The sequence below is a fragment of the Collinsella tanakaei YIT 12063 genome (assembly GCF_000225705.1).
Classification (GTDB): Bacteria; Actinomycetota; Coriobacteriia; order Coriobacteriales; family Coriobacteriaceae; genus Collinsella; species Collinsella tanakaei.
In genome coordinates this window covers 23,986-46,249 of record NZ_JH126467.1, presented here as the reverse complement: position 1 = coordinate 46,249, position 22,264 = coordinate 23,986, and the positions used below count along the sequence as shown (strand labels likewise).

Below are 22,264 nucleotides of genomic sequence, written 5' to 3'. Positions count from 1 at the left end.
GAATACCAAACAGGTACTACTCCGCAGACTTCACAACCATCTGGGAGAAATCAGCGGCCTTGAGGGAAGCGCCGCCGACAAGAGCGCCGTCCACATCGGGCTTGGCGGTGAGCTCGGCGATGTTGCCGGGCTTGGCGGAGCCGCCGTAAAGGACGCGGATGCCGGAAGCGAGCTCGGCGCCGAACAGATCGGCCAGTGCCTCGCGGACGGCAGCGCAGACCTCCTGGGCATCATCGGCAGTGGCGGTCATGCCGGTGCCGATAGCCCAGATGGGCTCGTAAGCGACCACGAGCTGAGCCGGGTCAGCGATCTCGAGACCCTCCAGACCAGCCTTGACCTGAGCGACGACGTGCTCGACGTAGGTGCCCGCCTCGCGGACCTCGAGGGGCTCGCCGCAGCAGAAGACCGGAACCAGGCCGGCGGCGACCAGGGCCTTGGCCTTCTTGTTCTGGTCCTCATCGGTCTCATGGAAGTAGTCGCGACGCTCGGAGTGGCCGATGATGCAGTAGGTGCAGCCAGCGGACTTCAGCATGTCGCAGGAGGACTCTCCGGTGTAGGCGCCGGCGGCCTCCCAGTAGACGTTCTGGGCGCCCAGCTTGATAGCGGAGCCATCGAGCTTGGCAGCGACCGTGGTGAGGTCGATGGTGGGCGGGCAGACAAGGACCTCGACGCCATTGTCGACGCCGTCAAGAGCGGCGACCAGCTCGTCAGCCAGGGTGGCTGCAGCCTGAACGTCGTTGTTCATCTTCCAGTTGCCTGCGATGAGCAGGGTGCGGTTATTCTGCGTCATTGAGTGCCTCCACTCCGGGAAGGGCCTTACCCTCGACGAGCTCCATGGAAGCGCCACCGCCGGTGGAAATCCAGCTCATCTTGTCGGCCAGGTTGAACTTGTTAACTGCTGCGACGGAATCGCCACCGCCGATGATGGAGGTGCAATCGGCGTCGGCGACGGCACGGCAAACGGCCTCGGTGCCGTGGGCGAAGTTATCGAACTCGAAGACGCCCATGGGGCCGTTCCAGAAGACGGTCTTGGCGCCCTTGATGGCCTCTGCGTAGAGCTCCTCGGTCTTGGGGCCGATGTCCATGCCCTCGCGGTCGTCCGGAATAGAATCGGAAGAGACAACCTCGGGAACAGCGTCCTCGCCAAAGTGGTCGGCAACGCGGTTGTCGACGGGGAGCAGGATCTTGACGCCCTTCTCCTCTGCCTTCTTGAGCATCTCGCCAGCGCGCTCGACCCAATCCTCTTCCTTCAGGGAGTTGCCCACGGAAAGGCCCTGGGCCAGGAAGAAGGTGTAAGCCATACCGCCACCGATGATCAGGGTGTCGGCAGAGTCGATGAGGTGATCCAGGACACCGATCTTAGAGGAGACCTTGGAGCCGCCGACGATAGCGACGAAGGGACGCTCGGGCTCGGCGAAGATACCGGTGAGGGTGTCGACCTCCTTCTCAAGCAGGAAGCCGGCGACGGCGGGCAGGTAAGCGGCGGGGCCCACAACGGAACCCTGGGCGCGGTGAGCGGTGCCGAAGGCGTCGAGGACGAAGACGTCGCCATAGGAAGCGAGGGTCTTGGCGATCTCGGGGTCGTTCTTCTTCTCGCGCTTGTCGAAGCGGACGTTCTCGAGAACCAGAACCTTGCCGGGCTCGACGGCGGCGACTGCCTCAGCGGCCTTCTCGCCATAGGTGTCGGCGACGAAAGAGACGTCCAGGCCGGAGAGCTCGGCCAGCTTGGCAGCGACGGGCTCGAGGGAGAACTCGGCCTGGAAGCCGGTGCCGTCGGGACGGCCGAGGTGGCTCATGAGGATAACGCGGGCGTTGTGCTCGACCAGGTAGTTGATAGTGGGAAGAGCAGCCTTGATACGGGTGGTATCGCCAACGACGCCGTCCTTGATGGGCACGTTGAAGTCAACGCGGACGAGGACGCGCTTGCCGTCGACATCGATGTCGCGAACGGTCTTCTTGGTGAAAGCCATGTGCATCTACCTTTCAAATCGAATGCGGTCGCACATACGTGCGGCCACGATATAAAAAGGGCGCGACCCCGGGCTGGAAGCCTTGAGGCCGCGCCCCTCTTAGACGCTTATCAAGCGAAAATGGAAGCCATCGGCAACTTAGGCGACGAACTTCTCGAAGTACTTGATGGTGCGGACCATCTGGGAGGTGTAGGAGTTCTCGTTGTCGTACCAAGAAACAACCTGAACCAGGGTCTGGCCGTTGCCCAGATCGTTGCACATGGTCTGGGTGGCGTCGAAGATGGAGCCGTGGGTCTCGCCGATGATGTCGGTGGAGACGATGTCGTCCTCGTTGTAAGCGAAGGTCTCGGAGATGGTCTCAGCGTAAGCCTTCATAGCAGCGTTGACCTCGTCGACGGTGACAACCTTGTCAACGACGGCGTAGAGGTTGGTGAGGGAGCCGGTGGGCGTAGGAACGCGCTGAGCGGCACCGATCAGCTTGCCGTTGAGCTCGGGGAGAACCAGGCCGATAGCCTTAGCAGCACCGGTGGAGTTGGGGACGATGTTGACGGCGCAGGCGCGGCCACGACGCTTGTTGCCCTTGCGCTGCGGGCCGTCGAGCGGCATCTGGTCGCCGGTCCAGGCGTGAATGGTGGTCATGATGCCAGCAACGATGGGAGCGAAGTCGTTGAGACCCTTGGCCATCGGGGCGAGGCAGTTGGTGGTGCAGGAAGCCGCGGAGATGATGTTGTCCTCAGCGGTCAGCGACTCATGGTTGACGTTGTAAACGATGGTGGGCAGGTCGTTGCCAGCGGGAGCGGAGATGACGACCTTCTTGGCGCCGGCGTTGATGTGAGCCTGAGCCTTAGCCTTGGAGGTGTAGAAACCGGTGCACTCGAGAACGACGTCGACGTCGAGGTCGCCCCAGGGCAGGTTGTTAGCGTCGGCCTCGGCGTAGATCTTGATCTCCTTGCCGTCGACGATGATGGAGTCCTCGGTAGCCTCGACCTTGTGATCGCGAGAGTAGTTGCCCTGCGTGGAGTCATACTTCAGCAAGTACGCGAGCATGTCGGGAGAGGTGAGGTCGTTGATGGCGACGATCTCGGAGCCCTCGTGACCGAACATCTGACGGAAAGCCAGACGGCCGATGCGACCAAAGCCGTTAATAGCAACCTTTACTGCCATTGTGTCTCCTTTCGTTAGGCCCGGCAGGATCCCTTTGTCTGCCGCTTGGGCCCACAAACTAACCACTCACCAAATATACCTTTTTTCTTCCCTGAATATCGCGGGAATAGAAAGATTTGATACCACGCAACGATTAAAATCGCTTCAAAAAGTGCTGGTAGAAGTATTTTGAAGCGTTTCATATTAGTATTCTTGCTAAAGGTCTCAACGTCCACGGGCGCCCTCGACCATCTTCTCCAATCGCAAAACACGGTGGTACAGGGCCGATTTTGACAGGGGCGGATCGGCCAGCTGGCCCAGGTCCCTCAAAGACAAATCCGGATTCGCCTCGCGCAAAAGACAGAAGTCCTCGAGCGCCTGCGGAAGACCTTCTCGTAACCCTAAATGCTCCAATTCTCCAATTAGCTCCATCTGGCGCTGGGCTGCACCGGCGCTCCTGGTCTGATTGGCCAGTTCCGCGTTAACGCGGCGGTTCACCTCGTTCTTAACGGACTTTACCGCTCGCGCCTCCTCAATCTCCGCCACGCAACGGGTCGCCCCCGCAAGCGTGAGCAGCTTCTTGATATCGTCCGCGCTCTTTATGTACACCGCGAACGAGGCGCGCCGCGGATTCACGCGCGCGTTTATGCCCAACTCCCCTATCAGCCCGGCAAGACCGCGCGCAAACTCCTCGCCCTGCACGGCGATCTCTAGGTGAAAATCGCCCTTGGGGTCCGCCACAAAGCCGCCGGCGATAAGCGCGCCGCGGATATAGGCCAGTCGGCAGCAATCGCGTGCCACCACGTGATGAGGAACGCCGCGCACCAGCGCACCATGGCGGTCGAGGATTCCCAAAAGCACCAGCGCTTTGCCAAGATCCGGCTGGTCGGGTAACGCGATAAGGTAGTTTCTCACCTTGTGAAGCACGGACTTGCGCACGGTGAACTCGGTCTTGAGCTTCAAGATCTTATGGGTAAGGCCGATCATGGTGCGAGCGACGGCACCCGTCTCCGTGGCTATCTGCAGCCGATATCGCCCCGGGCCGGCAAAGCTCAGGGTGCCGCAAACACGCACCAGTGCGGCGAGCGTTGCCAGGTCGCAGTATTCGCACTTGGGCTCGCAGCGGGCAAGCTCGTCTCTCACCTCCGCACTGAACGACATTGATCAAGCACCTCCTCAAGCGCGCTCGCCAGAGCCTGCACATCATGAACCGCAGGGGATTCGCTACCCGTGAAATCTCGGACGAGAACCACCGGAACGCTTTGCTCGATACGGGAGATCTCCCGCTCGCCGGCCTGAATGGGGCCAAAAGGCGCGCGCTTGGCCAAATCGATATCGCGTGCGGTCACCACATCGCCCGCCAACGCGCTCGTACGGTACGCAGGGCCGGGGGCATACGGGAAAACAAACTCCGGGGCATCCGCATGGTGGACCAAAACCGCATCGAGCAGGGGCGGGGACGCCAGCGATAGCAGCTGATCCACGTGGTCCGCCACGCTCATCCCCTGGGTCTCGCCCAATGAATCGATTTTAGGGCACACGAACACTCGAACGGCATGAGTGCCCGCAAGCGCGCGGGCGATACCCGGCACCTGCAGATTGGGCACGATCGAGGTGAACAGCGAGCCCGGGCCCAAGACCACCAGGTCGGCTGCGAGGATGGCCTCGACCGCCTGCGGGTTCGCCGCGGGATCCTGCTGGTCAAGCCATACGCGACGCATGGCGTTGCCGCCATATGAGATGCGCGCCTGCCCATGTATCTGCTGGCCGGCAACCGTAACCCCGGACATGGTCACCGGGTCGAGCGTCGAGGGATGCACATGGCCCACGCATCGCAACAACTCCTCGCATACGCGAATGGCCTGGGAAAACGAGTCCATCTCCTCTGCCAGCGCCGTAAGCACCAAGTTGCCCAGAGCGTGATCATCTATGTAGGGAAAGCGGTGCGCGAAAGCGCGCGCAAAAGCGCACTCGGGATCGCCCGCCAGCGCGGAGAGGCATTTCCTCACATCGCCGGGAGGCAGGATGCCCGCACGTTCGCGAAGAACGCCCGTCGAACCGCCGTCATCTGCCATAGCGACCACCGAATCAATCGACGCCCCCATATGGCGCAGGGCCGCGATAGCCCTGGGCTGACCGGTCCCCCCGCCTATGGACACCGCGCGAATCCTGTGTTCCATAAGGCGCTAGCTCCTGATATTCGCTTTTGCGAGGTCGCGATGGGATGTGTTTACATGGTACTGCTGCTTCTCAAGGTAGCGAGAGGTGGCCTCTGCGATGGCGACGCTGCGATGCTGCCCGCCGGTGCACCCAATCGCGATGGAGAGCTGCGGCTTGCCCTCCGCCACGTAGCCGGGCATAACGGCATCGAGCAGCTGGAACCACGCCGTGAGGAACTGCTGGGTCTTAGGATGATCCAATACAAAATCAGACACCTTTTTATCAAGCCCCGTAAGCGTGCGCATCTCCGGGTCATAGAAGGGGTTTGGCAAAAAGCGGACGTCGATCATAAGGTCCGCCTCTGCGGGCAGGCCGTGCTTAAAGCCAAAGGAGAAGACGTGTACCTCCATAAGCTGCTGGTCGGACAGTTCGGAAAACGCGGACCGAAGCTTGGTGCGCAGGGCGGACGTCCTCAAGCGGCTTGTATCGATAATCATGTCAGCGTGGTCGCGAATGAAGCGAAGCTGAACGCGCTCGCGAATGATTGCGTCCGCCGTGGTCTCGCCCGGAAGCGCCAGGGGGTGCGGGCGGCGGTTCTCGCTATAACGGCGGATAAGCACCTCGTCCGAGGCCTCCAAAAACACAACCTTGCAGCTGATCTCATGCTCGCCCAGACTGCGGATAACATCGAGAAGCTCGTCGAAGAGCCCCTGGCTTCGAAGGTCGCACGTTACGGCAAGGTGCCTGCCAATACCCGCGTTAATGCCCACCACCTCGGCGATCTGCATAATGAGGCGCGGCGGCAGGTTATCGATGCAGAAGTAGCCCATGTCTTCAAACACATGCATGGCCTGCGTGCGCCCGGAGCCGGACATACCGGTGATGATTACCACGTCGGGAACGCGGTCGGCAAGCTCGGCGGCGGTGATTTCTGAGCGCTCGGACATTGAAGCCCCCTTACATAGAAACGGGGACGACGAAACGCCCCCGCACGGTTTCTATCAAAGTATAGCCCGAAGTTGCTCACGCCATTCACCCGTGCGCGCCGCCCCGTAAAAGTTGCAACCTACGCGGCCGATCGTCTTAAGGTCGCATTCAGGTACTCACGGGTGGACGGCCGACGGGCGCTGCGCCCCCTACTCGTCCAGCGCGGCCTTGAACCAGCTGGTGAGGCTGGTGGGATGGGTGATGGCGGTACCCACCACCACGGCCCAGGCGCCGGCGTCTATGGCCGAGCGGGCCTCCGCCGGGGTGTGGACGTGGCCCTCGCAGATGATGGGCAGGCCCGGGAACTCCGAGGTCGCCTGGCGCAGCAGCGGTAGGTCGGGACCCTCGTCCAGCGTGGTCTCGATGGCGGGCTTGTTGTGCGACAGCGTGGTGGAGACCAGGTCGAATCCGAGCTCGACGGCGCGGCGGATGTCCTCGATGGTCATGCAGTCGGCCATGAGCAGCACCCCCTCCTCCTGGAGCGGGCGCACCGTGTCCTCAAGGGACTTGCCGTCCGGGCGCGGGCGGTCGGTCGCGTCGATGGCGACGATGTCGGCGCCGGCGGCGACGCAGGCGCGGGCGTGGCGCAACGTCGGGGTGATGTAGACGCCCTCGTGGCCGTCCTTCCACAGGCCGATGACCGGGATCTCGACGCGGCCCTTGATGGCGGCGATGTCGGAGAGGCCCTGGCAGCGGATGGCCGCGGCGCCTCCCAGCTCGCAGGCGCGCGACATGGCCGCCATGTGCTCGGGCGTGCGCAGCGGCTCGCCGGGATAGGCCTGGACGCTGACGACGAGCTTGCCCTTGAGGGATTCGATCAGGGGATGCACGGACATAAGCAGGCTTCCTTTCTGCTGCCGCCCCTCAAACGGGGGCGAATGGATAAAAGGAGGGACGCCGCGCTACGGCACCCCTCCCCTACACGTTTACCAATAAGCCCGGAGCGCATATGGACGAGTTCATCCAGCAAGGCTCCTTGAGGCTACAAGGCGGCTGCTAGCGCGCAGCGACGCCGGCGCGCGACTAGCACTCAGCGTAACCGGAGGAGACGAAGTTCTCCGCCGCGCCAATCAGCGGTGCGTCGCCGCCAAGCTCGCCGCCCACAATGGGCGTGGTGGCGACGGGCGGCATGGCCTGGCTCTTGAAGCCCTCGGTCATGGCATTGGACCAGTTGCGGCCGCACTGAGCGACCGAGCCGGACAGGATGACGCACGCGGGGTCAAGCATATTGCACATGCTGCCCAGAACCTCGCCCAGCGCAAGACCGGCGCGATGCTCGGCGCCGATGGCCGCCTCATCGCCCGCGGCGGCGCGGGCATCGATCTCCGCGCCGTGCATGGGGGTTCCATCCGCGCAAAGCTCATCGCCGCCCAGGCGAATGTACTCGCGGATGATGCCGGGGCCGGCGGCGATGGGCTCCAGATGCGCGCTCGCGCCGCAAGAGCACGGAATGCCGGCGGCCGCGGGGCAGCAGACGTGGCCGATGTGGCCCGCCTCGTCATGAGCGCCCAGCATGATGTGGCCGTGCTCTACAAACGCTCCGCCGATGCCGGTGCCAACCGCAACAACCAGGCAGCTGGACGCATCGCGCCCGCCGCCGTGGCGGGCCTCGCCCAGCGCATGGGCGTGCACGTCGTTGAGCACGCGGCACGGAAGGCCGCACTCAGCCGTGACCTCGGCCCCCAGGGCGGTACCGCCCCAGCCGGGCATGAGCTCGTTGGCGTAGGTGATGTCGCCGTTGCGGGGGTTGACCACGCCGGCGCTGGAGATGCCGACGCCCACGGGATCGCCGTCGCAGCGCTCTATGGCGGCCTTGACCTGTTCGATCACCGTCGCCAGAACATGCTCGCCACCCAGCTGCGCATCGGTGGGGACCTTCACTACGCTCTCCACCACGGGCGTCTCTCCGCCAAGGGTGACAAGACCGCACGCGATCTTGGTGCCGCCGATATCAACGGAGACGATCGTCTTAGTATCCATGGAACAAGCCCTCTTTCATATACAAGGTGTGCGGACGAGGAAAAGACGACGCCCTACAGCAGGCCGTTGTCGACCAGGACCTTGCGGATGGCCTCGACGTTCTCGCCCTCAAGCGCCTTGACGGGACGGGGCATGGTGGGGCTATCGAATACGCCCATGAGGTGCATAGCGGTCTTGAACGCGCCGACGCCGCCGGCGTACCCCTGAACGCCGGTGGTGACATCCCAGATATGGCTGATCTCGTTCAGGCGATCCTGCTCGGCCTTGACGGTTGCCCAGTCGCCGGCCTGCGCGGCCTTCCACATGCGAACGTAGCCCTCGGGCTCGACGTTTGCCAGACCCGGGACGGAGCCGTCGGCGCCGCCCAGGTAAGCGCCGTCGACAACAACCTCGTGACCGGTCAGCAGCGTCAGAGGGTGACCAAGCTTCTCGTTCTCCTGCACCAGGTAGCGGAAGGACACGTCGTCACCGGAGGAGTCCTTGACGCCCGCCAGCACGCCCTCGGCGCCCAGCTTGGCAAGGAGCTTCCAGGGAAGCTTGGTGTGCACGCACACGGGGATGTCGTACGCGAAGATGGGCAGGTCGAGCTCGGCATGCAGGATGCGGAAATGCTCCTCAACCTCGGCCATGCCGCCCAGGGCATAGAACGGGCAGGTGGCGACCAGCACGTCGGCACCAAGCTCCTGGGCAACGCGGCCGTGCTCGAGGACGCGCTCGGTCTCGGTGTCGATGATGCCAACCATCACGGGAACGCGATGGTCGACGATGCGGACGGCCTCGGAGATGATCTGGCGGCGGCGCTCATCGGTGGAGAAGACAACCTCGCCCGAAGAGCCCAGGAAGAACAGGCCATCGACGCCGGCGTCGATCATGCGGTTGACGCTGCGCTCGAAGGAGGCAACGTCAAGCTGGTGATCGGGGGTATCGGGGACTACGACGGGCGGATAAACACCGGTGAACTTAGCAGTGGTCATAATGACGACTCCTTATCTGTAAGGCCCTGGACACCAAGCCCAGAGCTGTTGGTCATAAACCGTCAACGCAACGGCAGCGACCGTGAACGGACGCGAATTATAGAGCACCCAAGAACGCGCGCCCAGCGTAAAGTGCCGGACGCGCGAACTCGTTCAAATAATACGACTACTCACCGAGCTTGGGATGCAGCAGCGAGGGCGCGGCGCCAAGCAGCAGCTTGGTGTAGGGGTCCTGCGGGTTCTCGAAGACCTGCTTAGCGGGACCCTGCTCCATGATCTGGCCATGGTTCATGACGATGATCTTATCGGAGATGTAGCGGACCGTCTGGATGTCATGGCTGATGAACATCATGGACAGGCCAAGGTCCTTCTTGAGGTCGGTCAAGAGGTTGAGGATCTGGGCGCGAACCGACACGTCGAGTGCGGAAGTGGGCTCGTCGGCGATGATGGCGCTGGGGTTCAGCGACATGGCGCGGGCGATGGCGACGCGCTGGCGCTGACCGCCGGACAGCTGGCCGGGAAGGGCGCGAAGGGCACTCTTGGGAAGGCCGACCAAGCCGATAAGCTCGTTGATGCGCTTCTCACGTTCGGCGGGGCTTCCCACCTTGTGGACCAGCAGCGGGTCGAGCAGCTGATCATGGACGATCATGCGGGGGTTCAGAGCCGTCGCGGGATCCTGGAAGACGACCGAGACCACGCGACCCATCTGCTTGCGCAGATCGGCGGTGCGCTTGGTGACGTCCTGGCCCTTGAAGTAGACCTTGCCGGACGTGGGGCTCTGCAGGCCGCACATGACGTTGGCGGTAGTGGACTTGCCGCAACCGGACTCGCCGACGATACCGATGGTCTCGCCCGGCATGAGCTTGATCGAGACATTGTTGACGGCGTGGACCAGGTTGGGATGGAGGAGCGAGCCCGTACGGGTCTTGAACGTGACGGAAATGTCGTCGAGGAAGATGATGGGCTCCTTCTCGGCATTCTGCGCAGCGCTCATCTACATCACCTCCGAGGCAGTCTTGGCGCTGATGGTCTCAAGGTAGGGCGTGAGGCCGTTGGCCTTGAGGTAATCGTCCGGAAGCTCCGAGTAGCGATGGTACTTGCCCGGAACGGACTTGATAACGGGATGGACGTCCAGGCCAAGGGTGGGGTGGCTGGAGCGCGGTGCGAAGCGGTCGCCGCGGGGGAAGTCCTCCGGAGAGGGAACCGAACCGGGAACCTGATGCAGGCGCGTACCGTCCTTGGCGCCCTCTTCGATGGAGAGGACGGAGCCAAGCAGGCCGCGGGTGTACTCGTGGATTGGGTTGGTGAGCAGCTCGACGGTGGGAGCCTGCTCGATAACCTGGCCAGCGTACATAACGGTGATCTCGGAGCCAACCTCGGCCACCAGGGCAAGGTCGTGCGACACGAAGATCATAGCGAAGCCGAGCTTTGCCTGAAGGTCGTTCAGGAGCTTGATGACCTGCTTCTGAACGGTAACGTCCAGCGCGGTGGTGGGCTCGTCGCAGATGATGAGCTTGGGGTCGCGGGTAAGCGCCATAGCGATAAGGACGCGCTGGCGCTGGCCGCCGGACAGCTCATGCGGATAGCTCTCGAGCGTGCGCTGCGGATCGAGGCCGACGAGCTCGAGGAGCTCCTCGGCGCTGCGGGTGCCACCGCGGCTGGTAAGCTGCTTCATCTGGCTGGAAATGAGCATGGAGGGGTTGAGCGAGGACAGGGCGTCCTGGTAGACCATGGCGATCTCGTGGCCCAGAAGCTGACGATGCTCTTCCTTGGTGAGCTTGAGCAGGTCCTTGCCATTAAACAGCACCTGGCCGGTAATCTGCTCGCCGGGGTCGGTAAGGCCCATGATGACCTTGGTGGTAATGGACTTGCCGCAACCGGACTCGCCCACCAGCGCCATGCACTGGCCGGGGCGGACCTCGAAGGACACGCCGTCGACAACCTTAACGTCGCCGTGGCTCTCGAAGCTGATGGAGAGGTCCTTGACCGCGAGCAGGGGCTCGACGGACAGGTCGGGCACGTGGCGGTCGGTACGCTTGAGCTCGACATCGCGCAGGGCGCCGAGACGACGATTCAGGGACTCAGCCTGCTGCTCGTAAGCAAGAACGGGATTATTGACCAAGATGTCGTCAGCGCGGTTGGACTCGGAGTCGTTGGACTTGACGGGGGCGCCGGGCTTGGCAGCCATAGCGTCGGTCAGGCCCTCGGAAAGAATGTTCAGCGCAAGGCAGGTAACCATAATGGCGATGCCGGGGAACAGCGCCTGCCACCAACGGCCGGCAAGTACGCCACCGCGGGCGTCAGCGAGGATGTTGCCCCATGTAGCCGTCGGCTCGGTGATGCCCGCGCCGATGAAGGTAAGGGACGCCTCGAAGATGATGGCGTCTGCGACCAGGGTGACGGTAAAGACCATGATGGGCGCGATGCAGTTGCGCAGGACGTGCTTAACGAGGATCCAGGGAGCCTGGGCGCCGGACACGATGACCGCGCGGACGTAGTCCTCGCCGTATTCGGAAACGATGTTTGCTCGCACGATACGAGCGATCTGCGGCGTGTACATGAAACCGATGGAGAAGATGATGGCGGGCACGGAGTTACCGAGGATCAAGACCAGAACGGCTGCCAGGGCGATGCCGGGAACCGACATGATGATGTCGAGCAGGCGCATGATGACCTCGGACACGGCCTTGCGGGAAACGGCGGCGATGGCACCGACAATGGAGCCGCACACCAGTGCGAACAGGGTTGCACCAAAGCCGATGACCAGCGAGTAGCGACCACCGTAGAGCATGCGGGACAAGATGTCTCGACCCTTATCGTCCGTACCGAACAGGAAGCCGCCACCGGGCGCCTGGCGCGCGGTAAAGATCTCCAGCGGGTCATGCGGAGCGAGTACAGGAGCGAGGATGGCAGTAAGCGCCACGAGCACGAGAAGGATGAGGGAGATCTTGCTTCCAAGCTTCATGTTCTTGAAGCCGCCGAACTTAAGGCCCTTGGAAGCGGCATCCTCGAGGCGCTCGGTCTGTTCTTCACGAATCTTAACCATGGCCTACACCGTCCTAATACGCGGGTTGATGAGCAGATACAGCATATCAACGATGATGTTGATGATGACGAAGGCGAGCGCGACGACGATGACGACGCCCTGGACGAGCATGGTCTCGCCACCGGTGATGCCAGCGAGAATCGCCGTGCCCATGCCGGGGAGGTTGAAGATGACCTCGATGACGACGGCGCCGCCCATGAGGTAACCGATCTTGAGGCCCAGCGTGGTAACGGGGGTGATCAGGGCGTTGCGAAGCACGTTGCGGGCGATGACCACGAACTCGGGAAGGCCGCCGCCGCGAGCAGTGCGGACATAGTCCTTGTCGAGCTCCTCGACCATAGCCGTACGAACGATACGGGTCATCTGGCCGGTCAGCGGGAACGCCAAGGCGATGGCGGGCATGAGCATGCGCGCAAGGTAGCCGCCAGGGTTGGTGGTGAAATGCGGCAGAGGACCGGAAGCCGGCAGCAGGTGCATGTAAGACGAGAACACCAAGATCATCAAGACTGCCAACCAGAAGGAAGGCGTAGCGATGCCGGCGATCGAGAACACGCGGATCAACTGGTCGGGCCACTTGTCGCGGTAAAGTGCCGCGATGACGCCAAGCACGAACGAAACGATGGCGCCGATGATGAGACCGATGAAGGTCAGCTGCATCGTAACGGGCAGGGCCGTGGCGATACGGGAGGACACGGACGTGCGCGCTGCGCCGTAGGTGCCAAGGTCGCCGTGGAGCAGACCGCCGATGTAATTCACGTAGCGCTCGGGCAGCGGGTCGTTAAGACCCTGCTCCTCCATATACTGCTCGATCGCTTCAGGCGAGGCGCCCTCGCCCAGGGCGTTGCGCGCGGGAATACTCGGGTCGGTGAACGACATGAGGCCGAACACGAGCAACGTGACGCCGAGTGCCATGATGGGCAGCGCGACGAGACGTCGGCCAATGAGGCGCAAAAGATTGTTCACTGCTTCCCCTCTCTCTACTGATACTGCAGTAAACGATGAATGGGGGGTTCAGGTAGAGCGAGTCACCCAAACCCCCCACTTCACGTACTTTTTGTCACGCGTGAAGGCGTGCTCGTGAAACCGAAGTTACTCGGTAACAGTGGTGCAGTCGATGAAGGACAAACCGGTGGTGCCGATGCCCTCGAAGCCCTCGATGCGGACACCCTCGGCGTTGGGGTTCTCGCTCCAAGAGGCGGTAGCGGTCTTGACTTGGAGAACCGGGTACAGGACAGCCTGCTCGGCGATCATGTCGAAGCACTTGTTCCAAGTCTCCTGCTGCTCGTCGCCGGTCTGGCCCAGAGCGGAGGACATGAGCTCGGTGAGCTGCTTCCACTCAACGGACTCGCTCCAGCGGGCGCGGACCTTCATCCAAGCGTTGTCGCCGTACCACCAGTTCATGAGCAGGTCGGGGTCGGCGCCGAAGCAGGAAGGATCGCCAGGGGCGAGCAGGAGGTCGAAGTCGCCGCCGGCGTCGATGTCGGCGTAGGTGTCGGCGGTGGTGCGGGTCACGATCTCAGCGTCGAAACCGAGCTCCTTGAGGTCCTGCTGGACCTGGACGGCCATGGTCTTGACCTGCTCGTTGTCCGTGGTGAGGAGCTTGATGGCGCCACCGGTAGCGCCGGCCTCCTCCAGGAGGGACTTAGCCTTGTCAACATCATGGGTGTAGACCGTGGAGGCCTCATGATAGTTGGTGTAGGACTTGGGCAGATAGCAGGTGGGGGCGGAGGCGAGGCCGGCGAACGCGTTCTCGATCATCTTGTCGTAGTCGAGAGCGTACATGATGGCCTGGCGGGCCTTGACGTTGTCCCACGGAGCCTTCTGGGTGTTGAAGAGCATGAAGCGGGTGCCGAAGCCGTCGACGACGTCGATCTTGCAGCCGGCGGACTCGAGCTGCTCGACGGCGTCAGCGGTAACCATCTCCATGACGAGCGTGGAGCCTTCCTGCTGAGCGGTGACGCGAGCGGTGGGGTCGACCAGGATGTCGTAGTGCAGCTTCTTGTCCTTGGCAGGATGATCGCCGTTGTACTCGGGGTTGGGAACCATGTCGACGGCGGAGTCGGAGATGGACTCATACATCCAGGGGCCGGAGCCGACGGGCTTGGCGGTCATGTCCTCCTTGGTGGAAGAAGCAGGGACGACGCGGACGATCGCCAGACGCTCCTTCAGCAGGGAGAAGTTGGGAACGGTGGTCTTGACGGTGACGGTGGCGTCGTCCTTCTTCTCGACGGAGGCGATGGGAGCCAGCATCGGGATGTAGATGTTGCCCTCGGCGGTAGCGCGGACGAAGGACTCGACGATGTCGTCAGCGGTCACGGCGTTGCCATCGGAGAACTTGGCGCCGTCGCGCAGGGCGATCTCATAGGTGGTGTCGTCGACCTGCTCGGGGTCGCCGGCGGCCAGCTCGTTGTAGACGCTGTAGTCATGGAAGTCCAGGCCGTACAGACCCTCGACGACATGCCAGTTGGTGCCGCATGCAAGAGCGGAGGAGGTGCTCGACGGATCGAAGTTGGTGGTGGTGTAGGCGGAGCCTGCGGTGATGGTGCCGCCGCCCTTGGTGCCGCCCTCGGCCGGAGTGGAGCCAGCGGGCTTGTCGCCGCCGCCACCGCAGCCGGCGAGACCCAGGCCGGCAACTGCGGCAGCGCTGCCAGCGAGACCGAGGAAGGAACGCCTGTTCATCAGATCGTGCATAATAGCTCTCCAATCACTAGAGCTTTCACGCGGCAGGGCAAAACCCGCCGTGCAATTTACGGACAACCTAACAATACCGACCACATCCGAACGCTCGGTTGTCCGCTCGGCGAGCGTTACCCTGAATCGCGCATACGGAAAAACCGACCGTTCACGGATTTGTTGACTTATTATTGCCAAGGTGTTATTGAGAAGACCACTAATACCAGTTTATTTCGAGCTTGCTTCGTATACATTTGTACATTATTAGAGTTACCCCAGTTGAGCACTCTACTTTAGTAAACCGCCCTATCACTCTCGTTTTTTATCGAATTCTTTCAGCCCTTTTTTCTTCATACCACTTGTTATAACCAGATGACAAAAAAACATCCCGTGAAATATGCCGTTCACGGGATGAAAACTTGCACTTTACCGTTTGTTATGACAGAGGAAAAAACTGTGCTGAACAGTCTTATGCACGAAGGGTATCGTAAAGCGCCCGGGCAACGTCCTCGCTTACGCCCTTAACCGCCGCGATCTCATCCACGCTCGCCTCGCGCAGTCGCTTCATCGAGCCAAAGTGCTTCATGATGTCCTTTTTGCGACGCGGTCCTATACCCTCCACCTCGTCCAAAATAGATACGGTCATAGCCTTGTCACGAAGCTCGCGGTGGAACGTGATCGCAAAACGATGGGCCTCGTCGCGCACCTGCTTGATGAGGTAGAGCGATGCCGAGCCGGTGGGAAGCACAACGGGAGTCTCGTCCCAGGGCACAAAGACCTCCTCGTCCGCCTTTGCCAGACCGCACACGGGGATGTCGAGCCCCAGCTCTTCCAGCTGCGTGAGCGCCGCGGTCAGCTGCGGCTTGCCGCCATCGACCACAAGTAGATCCGGCCGCGAGCCAAAGCGTTCGTCCGCCATGCGCTCTGGAGCATAGCGGCGACCCAGGACCTCTTGCATGGAAACGAAGTCGTTCGCCTCGTCCAGCTCAGCGCGGATCTTGAAGCGGCGGTATTGCGATTTGTCCGCGCGACCATTGGTGAACACCACCATGGACGCCACGGTAAACCGACCGTGGATGGTGGAGATGTCGAAGCACTCGATGCGAAGCGGCGGCGCGGGCAGGGCCAGGGCGCTCTCCAGCTGAAGCAGGGCCTGGTTGGTGCGGTCGTCTGCATAGCCGGTGCGCACCATGTAGCGAAGCAGCGCATGGCGGGCGTTTCGCTGCGCCGTCTCGAGCAGGTGGTGCTTCTCGCCGCGCTGGGGGCGGTGCAGGCGGCACACGCGGCCGCGCTTGGAGGTAAGCCACTCCCCTATCATCTCGCCGTCTTCAAGCTCGCAGGCGACGTCGACCTCTGCGGGGATATCCGCCGTCTCGTCGTAATAGCGCTTGACAAAGCCCTCTATGAGCTCTTCTTCCGAGACGTCGAAGCCCTTGTCCAGAATGAACTCGCAGGTGCGCTGCGTGCGGCCCTCGCGGACTACAAAGACGCAGGCCCCGGCGATGGTCTCCTCGCGGTAGAAGCCGATGACATCTATATCCACGCTGGTTGGGAACACCACCTGCTGGCGATCGTCCAGCCCGTCGATTACCTCGAGGCGGCGCTTGACGCGGCCGGCACGCTCGAAATCAAGCTCCGCGGCGGCAGCGGACATTTCCTCTTTAAGGTCTGCGATGAGGTCGCGACGCTGGCCGGACAAGAAGCGCTCCACACGGCGCACGTTCTTAGCGTAGGAGTCCGCGTCGATCATGCCCGCGCACACGCCCGGACCGCGCCCCACGTGGTAATCGAAACAGGGGCGGCCCTTCTGCGCGCAGATAAGACCGATGAGGTCCGCATCCTGGGGGCTTTTCTCTAACAGGCGGCGCACGCGCTTCCACTCCGTACACGACGCACTGCAGATGGGGCACACCTTGCGCAACGTATCGATGGTCGCCCGCGCCGCGCGGCTGTCCGTGTAGGGGCCGAAATAGCGCGTATCTGGACGATGCTTCTCGCGCGTGTACTTGATAGCGGGAAAGACGTCGCCCTTGGTGATGGCGATGTAGGGATAGGACTTATCGTCCTTGTAATCAACGTTGAAATAGGGATGGTATTGGCCGATGAGGTTTCGCTCGAGCACAAGTGCCTCGTGCTCGTTGTCGACCACGATGTAGTCGAAGCTGGAGACCAGCTGCATCATGAGGGGTATCTTTTGGCGGTCGTCCTGCAAGGTGACGTACTGGCGCATGCGGGCGCGCAGGTTCTTGGCCTTGCCCACGTAGATAACCTGGCCGGAAGCGTCTTTCCACAGATAGCAGCCGGGATCGGTGGGCACCTGCGCCACCTGCTCGGCGATACTCGGCACGGGACCGCCCGCGATATCCATGCAGCTCCTCCCAAACGCTGTAGATTCCTCGTCCAAAAACGCACCGTGCGCACCGCCGTGAAAGCAAGGGCACGGCCATGCGGTATCATGTCCCCTTAGCGACCGCGCGCCGAAGGGCCGCGCGACCTTGCCCGTGAAACATCTCGATGCAAAGGGGACGAATATGGTCCGCATCTCGCATGATGCATCTATCCTACCAGTCATCTTGGGAGGCGACATTGGCGCCTACGCTATTGGACGCGAGTTCCACGAGGCATACGGCTGCAAGGCGATCTCGCTGATTCAGGAGCCCATAGGCATCATCAAGCATTCGCGCATTTTTGAACACGTTCGCTGCACCACCACCGAACCGGAGGAGATCTGCGATCACGTGCGCCGCATCGCGGTGCGCAACCGCGATAAGACCGTGGTGCTGATCACCAACTCCGAGCCGTGCATCCCCGCCGTTAACGCCGCCAAGGCGCAGATCGAGGGCATAGTCTCGCCCACCCCGTCCGCCGAGGTGATCGCACAGGTCTCGAACAAGAACCGCTTTAACGAGCTATGCCGCGCGCACGGCCTGGACACGCCCGCAACCGAACTGGTGCGCTTGGCTGGAAACGAGCCGATCGCCCCCAGCAAAATCGCTTTTCCCCTGGTTGCCAAGCCCGCGTACTCGCCCGAATACGCCAGCTTTATCAACATGGGCTTTAAGAAGGTCTACTTTATCGAGCGCCAGGAGCAGCTGGACGAGCTATGGGCCAAGCTGCGCGACGCCGGGTTCGCCGGCAACTTTTTGGTGCAGGAGCTTATCGGCGGCGACGACACCTATATGGACAGCGTCACCCTCTACATAGATAGCCATGGCAAGACCACCATGTTTGGCGGCGCTCAGGTGTTGCTGGAAGACCACGCGCCCTCTATGCTGGGCAACCCCGTGGCCATGATCACCCAGCCCATGGACGACGTATGGGACAAGTGCGCCCACATGCTCACCAGCATTGGCTACCGCGGTTTTGCCAACTTCGATATCAAGCGCGACCCCGCCACGGGCCGCCGCTTGTTCTTGGAAGTAAACCCGCGCATTGGCCGCAACTCGTTCTACAACTGCGCGGCGGGGGCAAACCCCATGGCGTTTTGCGTTGAGGACCTGGTTTGCGGACGAGACGTCGGGCCGGTGCGCATCACCAACGAGATCCTCTACTCGCTGGTGCCCACCCGCCTGTTGCGCCGCTACGTGCGCGACCCGGAACTGCTGGCGCGCGTCGACCGCCTGATGAGCCAGAACCGCGTGTTTGACCCGCAGCGCTACGCCGCGGACCGCTCGCTGCGCCGCATGGTGGACGTGGAGTTGACGGAGAACAACCAGTACCGCAAGTTCGCACGCTACTACCCCGAGCCCACCGAGACCTCGTTCTAGCGTCGCTCGGCGGCTGCGGCGGCGCGCCTTGCAGCGATGATGCGCGCCGCCGACACTGACGCAAAAAACGGTCAAAAGTAATACCCGGAACTCGCGTATTACTTTTGACCATTTTGAACCGTTTCATATGGTCCCCCGTAATACCGATTTTGGAATTGGTATTACGGGGGACCACTTTTTCTCAGATTTCTGGTTCTTTTTAATACCAATCTTAAAATGTGTATTACAGCGAACCATTTTACCCTCATAAAACGGCCCAATTCGATTCATGTATTACAACGGGCCGTTTTCCAAGAGCACAAAGCGACGGGCACGAAAGGCCACGCACGGAAGGCATGGCCACAAAAACCTACTTGAACAGCCTGCGATACAGCTTGAGCGAGCCCTCCCATACGCCAAACAGCGGGCTCAGCGGCTTATCGAACGTGCCGATCCACTGCGTGGGCTCCTCGATAAAGAGCATCTTAAACTTGCTGATACCGTCGTTGAGCAGACCGTTGAGATCGTAGAGTACAGCTCCACTCTGCTTAGCCTCAAGAATCGCCGTCCACTTGAGCAAGTAGTTGGCGCGCTTTGTTTTACCTTCCTCGTTCACGCCGCCCCAGAGCTCAAACGCAGCGGCAGGCGTGGTGACGTTCCACAGAAACGCGAGCAGGCGACCTTCGCACTCGGCGACAAAGACCTGGTTCACATCGTCCATAGCGTCAAATGCCACCTGGTAGTAATGGTCATCATGGATAAAGAAGTTATCCTCTTCAGCCGTCTTGTGATAGAGGTCGAGAATGGCCGGCAGGTCCTCGCGAGTTGCACGACGCACCTCGACGCCCATGCGCCCGGCCTTGCGAATGTACTGGCGGGCCTTCTTGGAATGAAAGCTCTTGAGAACGGCATCCTCATCCGGCACGGTATCGATCACCGCGGTGTTGGCGATCAAGATGGTGCTCCCCTGCTTCCAACCGTCATTGAGGGTCACGCCGGACACGCCCGGGTCGATCTTGAGCGAAACGGCGTGCACGTGCTCGCGGCACCACTGGGCGATAAGGTCCGCAGCGCGGGGCAGATCGGCGACATCCTCAACAATGGGACCGCGCGGAGAATAGCAGATGCTCTTGAACGGCCAGGGAAGCTTGCGAACCAGTACCAACGCGGCGCAGACAAATGAGCCGGCATCCTCGCACACCACATGATGCGCGGTCCAAGAACCGGTCTGCTCCTTGAGCGATCCCCAGCCCCAAGACTGCATGGGGTGGCCGTTATGGGTTCGGACAATCTGGTCCCAGGCCTCTTGCGTGTCGATCAGACGATATTCCACGGTTGATACTCCATCTATCTCTAATATCCGGCAACCATGCCGGGCTTCATTACAAAGATTGGCAGACAGGTAGGTGGACGATGAAGGGCGGCGCAACCAGAAGCGGGCCCGCCCCCGCCGTCCTACGCCCTGCGCACCAGACGACCTACCTTGCCAAAGATAGCGTCGAAGAACGGCGCCTCGGACTTATGCATAGCGTATGACAAGCCATAGCACACAATCAAGGATGGGATTCCGGCCGCGCAGGCATAAGTCAAGCCGCGCATCATGGATCCGCCCACTTCGCCCGCAAACATGCTGAGAGCGAGCAGGATACCGGCGCCGGTCGCCGCGCCCAACAGGCCAAAGACCAGCCCGCGCACGCAGCTGGACACCACGGACGAAAGACCCAGGGAGCCAATCTCGCGGCGAACATTCAAAATGGTCACCACGTCGACGGCGATAAAGAAGAACGTGGAGCTAAACGGAACCACGTACAGGCCGTAGACGGGCGTGAGGACGATGCAGAACGTCACCTGCACCACGGCGGCCACGCAGGTGGCGATGGCGTAGAACTTCATGCGCATAAGCGAGGAGCATACCTTCTGCAGATAGGTGGACAGCGCGTAGAACGGCAACGCCACGGCCTGGACCTGCAGGTAGGCAGCCGTAAGTGCGGCGTCCTCGGCATCAAAACCGCCAATGACCGCGATGAGCACCGGGGCGAAGACAATCAGCAGCAGCGAACACGGAATGAGCGTGAACATAAGCTTGCGCATGCCGGAGACCAGCGCGCGCTTGTAGGCGTCCATGCGGCCCGCAACGCGGAAGTTGGACAGCTCGGTAAACATAGTGACCGAGATGGGGATCGCCAAAATGGAGTATGGCAGCACGTACCACACGCGCGAGTAATATGCGATGGCGGCGCCGTTGGCCGTGACCTGCAGGGCGCAAGAGGACTGCACGGCAGACGTTGGGAACGACGCGAACGTGACCACCAGCGTGGGCAGACCGATAGCCAAGGTCTCCTTGATGGCGGGGTCGTGCAGATCGACGCGGAAACGCAGGCGTACACCGTGGCGCGCCAGGGCGGGTATCTGCATAAAGACCTGCGCGGCGACGCCCAAGGGATTGCCCACGGCCAAGATGATCAGTGCCTGCTCCCACGTAAGGATGCCGCTCTTGACCACATATGCATACAGCGAGAACGACGCGATGGTGATGACGTTGTTCACAATGGGAGCGGCGTTGCTCCAAAAGTAGTCACGCTCCGCATTGAGTACGCCGGAGATAATGGACGAAAGACCGTACAGCACGATCTCAAACGCGAAGAACCTAAAGAACCATACCGCGAGGTCGAAGTTGAAGTCAGAGCTGGCACCTGCGGACTGCGTCCAAATGAGCGGCGCCGCGAAGATAAAGCTCACCACGGACATCACGCCCATGAGCATGACCACGAGAGAGAGCAGGTTGGACGCGTAATCCGCCGCGCCTTGGCGTCCCAGACGCTTGCGTACGGAAACGTAGACGGGCAAAAACGAGGTGATGAGCATGCCGCCCATGACCAGCTCGTACAAGAAGTTGGGCATGGTCGAGGCAACCGTGTAGCAGCTCGCCACCGCCATAAGGGCGCCGGACAGCGCGTTGGCCTGGGCCATGGTGCGGCCAAAGCCGGTAATGCGGCTGATGATGACGAGGATGCTCGCCGTGTTCGCCTTTTGCGAGGCGATCTGCTCGACCTCTTCCTCGCTCTCAAAATCCTCGTCCATAGCTGGAATTACACCCGTGGACTCAACGGGTTCAGATTCCAACGCAGCATCCCCGCGGGCGGCCGCATGAGCGCGAGCGGCAACATGCGACGGGGTAGCGTGCGAAACCAGAGCTGCATGGTCACCACAAAGCGCGCCGGTCACACCGGCGTCGCTAAACAACTCGCCGGTGGCGAAATCGCTCCCTTCCTCTGCCACAAGCTCGGAATCAGCGGGGAACAGATCGCCCACGTTGTCCATCTCGCCCATAGGCTGCACAGGAACAGGGGCCAGCGCCGCCTCTAAACGCGAGCGCTCCGCAGCAGACAGATAGACAGACGTCTCGTCCGGTCGGCGCATGGGCATGCCATCGCCTTCAAAGCGCGTGCGCGCAGCGGCCAGAAACGCCGTCGTCTCATCGGGACGAGGCGCCTCGCTCCTTACGGTGGGCTTGGACGCAAAATGCCTGCCCCGCGGTCGTTCGTCCATATCCATTGGGTCCCCCTTAGGTCCCTTCATTGCTCC

The 22,264-nt window shown here is 61.8% G+C and carries 17 protein-coding genes; 1 reads left to right on the top strand and 16 read right to left on the bottom strand.

Translation table 11 applies throughout. The features are described 5' to 3' along the window. Positions 1-16: 16 nt before the first annotated feature. The 14 genes from tpiA to uvrC form a co-directional block, all read right to left on the bottom strand. A complete protein-coding gene (gene tpiA, locus HMPREF9452_RS00185; RefSeq protein ID WP_009140074.1) occupies positions 17-790 on the bottom strand; it encodes a triose-phosphate isomerase in 774 nt (257 codons plus the stop codon). Next, entirely contained in the window at positions 777-1,970 is a 1,194-nt protein-coding gene (locus tag HMPREF9452_RS00180) for a phosphoglycerate kinase (RefSeq protein WP_009140073.1), read from the bottom strand. The genes tpiA and HMPREF9452_RS00180 overlap by 14 nt, the downstream gene beginning before the upstream one ends. 138 nt (positions 1,971-2,108) lie before the next feature. After that, the gene (gene gap / locus HMPREF9452_RS00175) at positions 2,109-3,134 is read right to left on the bottom strand and encodes a type I glyceraldehyde-3-phosphate dehydrogenase (RefSeq protein ID WP_009140072.1); all 1,026 of its coding nucleotides are present in this window, start codon (positions 3,132-3,134) and stop codon (positions 2,109-2,111) included. Between the two features lie 204 nt (positions 3,135-3,338). After that, positions 3,339-4,274, bottom strand: a complete 936-nt coding sequence (whiA, locus tag HMPREF9452_RS00170; protein WP_009140071.1) for a DNA-binding protein WhiA — start codon at positions 4,272-4,274, stop codon at positions 3,339-3,341. Continuing rightward, positions 4,253-5,293 carry a gluconeogenesis factor YvcK family protein gene (locus HMPREF9452_RS00165; RefSeq protein WP_009140070.1) on the bottom strand — a complete coding sequence of 347 codons (1,041 nt, stop codon included), beginning with the start codon at positions 5,291-5,293 and terminating at the stop codon, positions 4,253-4,255. Before HMPREF9452_RS00165 ends, whiA begins: the two co-directional genes overlap by 22 nt. A gap of 6 nt (positions 5,294-5,299) precedes the next feature. Continuing rightward, on the bottom strand, positions 5,300-6,220 hold the full coding sequence (gene rapZ / locus HMPREF9452_RS00160; protein ID WP_009140069.1) for an RNase adapter RapZ: 921 nt from the start codon (positions 6,218-6,220) through the stop codon (positions 5,300-5,302). A 189-nt stretch (positions 6,221-6,409) separates the two neighbouring features. After that, positions 6,410-7,096 carry an N-acetylmannosamine-6-phosphate 2-epimerase gene (locus HMPREF9452_RS00155; RefSeq protein WP_009140068.1) on the bottom strand — a complete coding sequence of 229 codons (687 nt, stop codon included), beginning with the start codon at positions 7,094-7,096 and terminating at the stop codon, positions 6,410-6,412. Between the two features lie 187 nt (positions 7,097-7,283). Continuing rightward, positions 7,284-8,240, bottom strand: a complete 957-nt coding sequence (locus HMPREF9452_RS00150) for an ROK family protein (RefSeq protein ID WP_009140067.1) — start codon at positions 8,238-8,240, stop codon at positions 7,284-7,286. Between the two features lie 53 nt (positions 8,241-8,293). Further along, positions 8,294-9,214 carry a dihydrodipicolinate synthase family protein gene (locus HMPREF9452_RS00145; RefSeq protein ID WP_009140066.1) on the bottom strand — a complete coding sequence of 307 codons (921 nt, stop codon included), beginning with the start codon at positions 9,212-9,214 and terminating at the stop codon, positions 8,294-8,296. A 166-nt stretch (positions 9,215-9,380) separates the two neighbouring features. Then, positions 9,381-10,208: an ABC transporter ATP-binding protein gene (locus HMPREF9452_RS00140; protein ID WP_009140065.1), complete on the bottom strand. Its 828-nt coding sequence runs from the start codon at positions 10,206-10,208 to the stop codon at positions 9,381-9,383. Next, positions 10,209-12,260 (bottom strand): dipeptide/oligopeptide/nickel ABC transporter permease/ATP-binding protein, encoded by a 2,052-nt coding sequence (locus tag HMPREF9452_RS00135; RefSeq protein ID WP_009140064.1) that lies wholly within the window; start codon positions 12,258-12,260, stop codon positions 10,209-10,211. 3 nt (positions 12,261-12,263) lie between these two features. Continuing rightward, positions 12,264-13,223, bottom strand: a complete 960-nt coding sequence (locus tag HMPREF9452_RS00130) for an ABC transporter permease (protein WP_009140063.1) — start codon at positions 13,221-13,223, stop codon at positions 12,264-12,266. 126 nt (positions 13,224-13,349) lie between these two features. After that, the gene (locus HMPREF9452_RS00125) at positions 13,350-14,951 is read right to left on the bottom strand and encodes an ABC transporter substrate-binding protein (RefSeq protein ID WP_009140062.1); all 1,602 of its coding nucleotides are present in this window, start codon (positions 14,949-14,951) and stop codon (positions 13,350-13,352) included. A gap of 451 nt (positions 14,952-15,402) precedes the next feature. Next, positions 15,403-17,301: an excinuclease ABC subunit UvrC gene (uvrC, locus tag HMPREF9452_RS00120; RefSeq protein ID WP_009140061.1), complete on the bottom strand. Its 1,899-nt coding sequence runs from the start codon at positions 17,299-17,301 to the stop codon at positions 15,403-15,405. Between the two features lie 163 nt (positions 17,302-17,464). On the opposite strand from uvrC, the gene HMPREF9452_RS00115 reads away from it, so the two are divergent. Beyond that, positions 17,465-18,700 carry a carboxylate--amine ligase gene (locus HMPREF9452_RS00115; protein WP_009140060.1) on the top strand — a complete coding sequence of 412 codons (1,236 nt, stop codon included), beginning with the start codon at positions 17,465-17,467 and terminating at the stop codon, positions 18,698-18,700. Positions 18,701-19,049: 349 nt separating this feature from the next. On the opposite strand, the gene HMPREF9452_RS00110 is transcribed toward HMPREF9452_RS00115, so the two are convergent. Together HMPREF9452_RS00110 and murJ are read right to left on the bottom strand one after the other, a co-directional pair. Continuing rightward, entirely contained in the window at positions 19,050-20,012 is a 963-nt protein-coding gene (locus HMPREF9452_RS00110; RefSeq protein ID WP_009140059.1) for a lipid II:glycine glycyltransferase FemX, read from the bottom strand. Between the two features lie 122 nt (positions 20,013-20,134). After that, positions 20,135-22,234, bottom strand: coding sequence for a murein biosynthesis integral membrane protein MurJ (gene murJ, locus HMPREF9452_RS00105; RefSeq protein ID WP_009140058.1), 2,100 nt, complete (start codon positions 22,232-22,234; stop codon positions 20,135-20,137). Between the last annotated feature and the right edge of the window lie 30 nt (positions 22,235-22,264).

What these genes read in the sequence shown, in the direction of transcription:
- tpiA (WP_009140074.1), bottom strand. Translation starts at nt 790, where the DNA reads ATGACGCAGAATAACCGCACCCTGCTCATCGCAGGCAACTGGAAGATG.
- HMPREF9452_RS00180 (WP_009140073.1), bottom strand. Translation starts at nt 1,970, where the DNA reads ATGGCTTTCACCAAGAAGACCGTTCGCGACATCGATGTCGACGGCAAG.
- gap (WP_009140072.1), bottom strand. Translation starts at nt 3,134, where the DNA reads ATGGCAGTAAAGGTTGCTATTAACGGCTTTGGTCGCATCGGCCGTCTG.
- whiA (WP_009140071.1), bottom strand. Translation starts at nt 4,274, where the DNA reads ATGTCGTTCAGTGCGGAGGTGAGAGACGAGCTTGCCCGCTGCGAGCCC.
- HMPREF9452_RS00165 (WP_009140070.1), bottom strand. Translation starts at nt 5,293, where the DNA reads ATGGAACACAGGATTCGCGCGGTGTCCATAGGCGGGGGGACCGGTCAG.
- rapZ (WP_009140069.1), bottom strand. Translation starts at nt 6,220, where the DNA reads ATGTCCGAGCGCTCAGAAATCACCGCCGCCGAGCTTGCCGACCGCGTT.
- HMPREF9452_RS00155 (WP_009140068.1), bottom strand. Translation starts at nt 7,096, where the DNA reads ATGTCCGTGCATCCCCTGATCGAATCCCTCAAGGGCAAGCTCGTCGTC.
- HMPREF9452_RS00150 (WP_009140067.1), bottom strand. Translation starts at nt 8,240, where the DNA reads ATGGATACTAAGACGATCGTCTCCGTTGATATCGGCGGCACCAAGATC.
- HMPREF9452_RS00145 (WP_009140066.1), bottom strand. Translation starts at nt 9,214, where the DNA reads ATGACCACTGCTAAGTTCACCGGTGTTTATCCGCCCGTCGTAGTCCCC.
- HMPREF9452_RS00140 (WP_009140065.1), bottom strand. Translation starts at nt 10,208, where the DNA reads ATGAGCGCTGCGCAGAATGCCGAGAAGGAGCCCATCATCTTCCTCGAC.
- HMPREF9452_RS00135 (WP_009140064.1), bottom strand. Translation starts at nt 12,260, where the DNA reads ATGGTTAAGATTCGTGAAGAACAGACCGAGCGCCTCGAGGATGCCGCT.
- HMPREF9452_RS00125 (WP_009140062.1), bottom strand. Translation starts at nt 14,951, where the DNA reads ATGCACGATCTGATGAACAGGCGTTCCTTCCTCGGTCTCGCTGGCAGC.
- uvrC (WP_009140061.1), bottom strand. Translation starts at nt 17,301, where the DNA reads ATGGATATCGCGGGCGGTCCCGTGCCGAGTATCGCCGAGCAGGTGGCG.
- HMPREF9452_RS00115 (WP_009140060.1), top strand. Translation starts at nt 17,465, where the DNA reads ATGGTCCGCATCTCGCATGATGCATCTATCCTACCAGTCATCTTGGGA.
- murJ (WP_009140058.1), bottom strand. Translation starts at nt 22,234, where the DNA reads ATGGATATGGACGAACGACCGCGGGGCAGGCATTTTGCGTCCAAGCCC.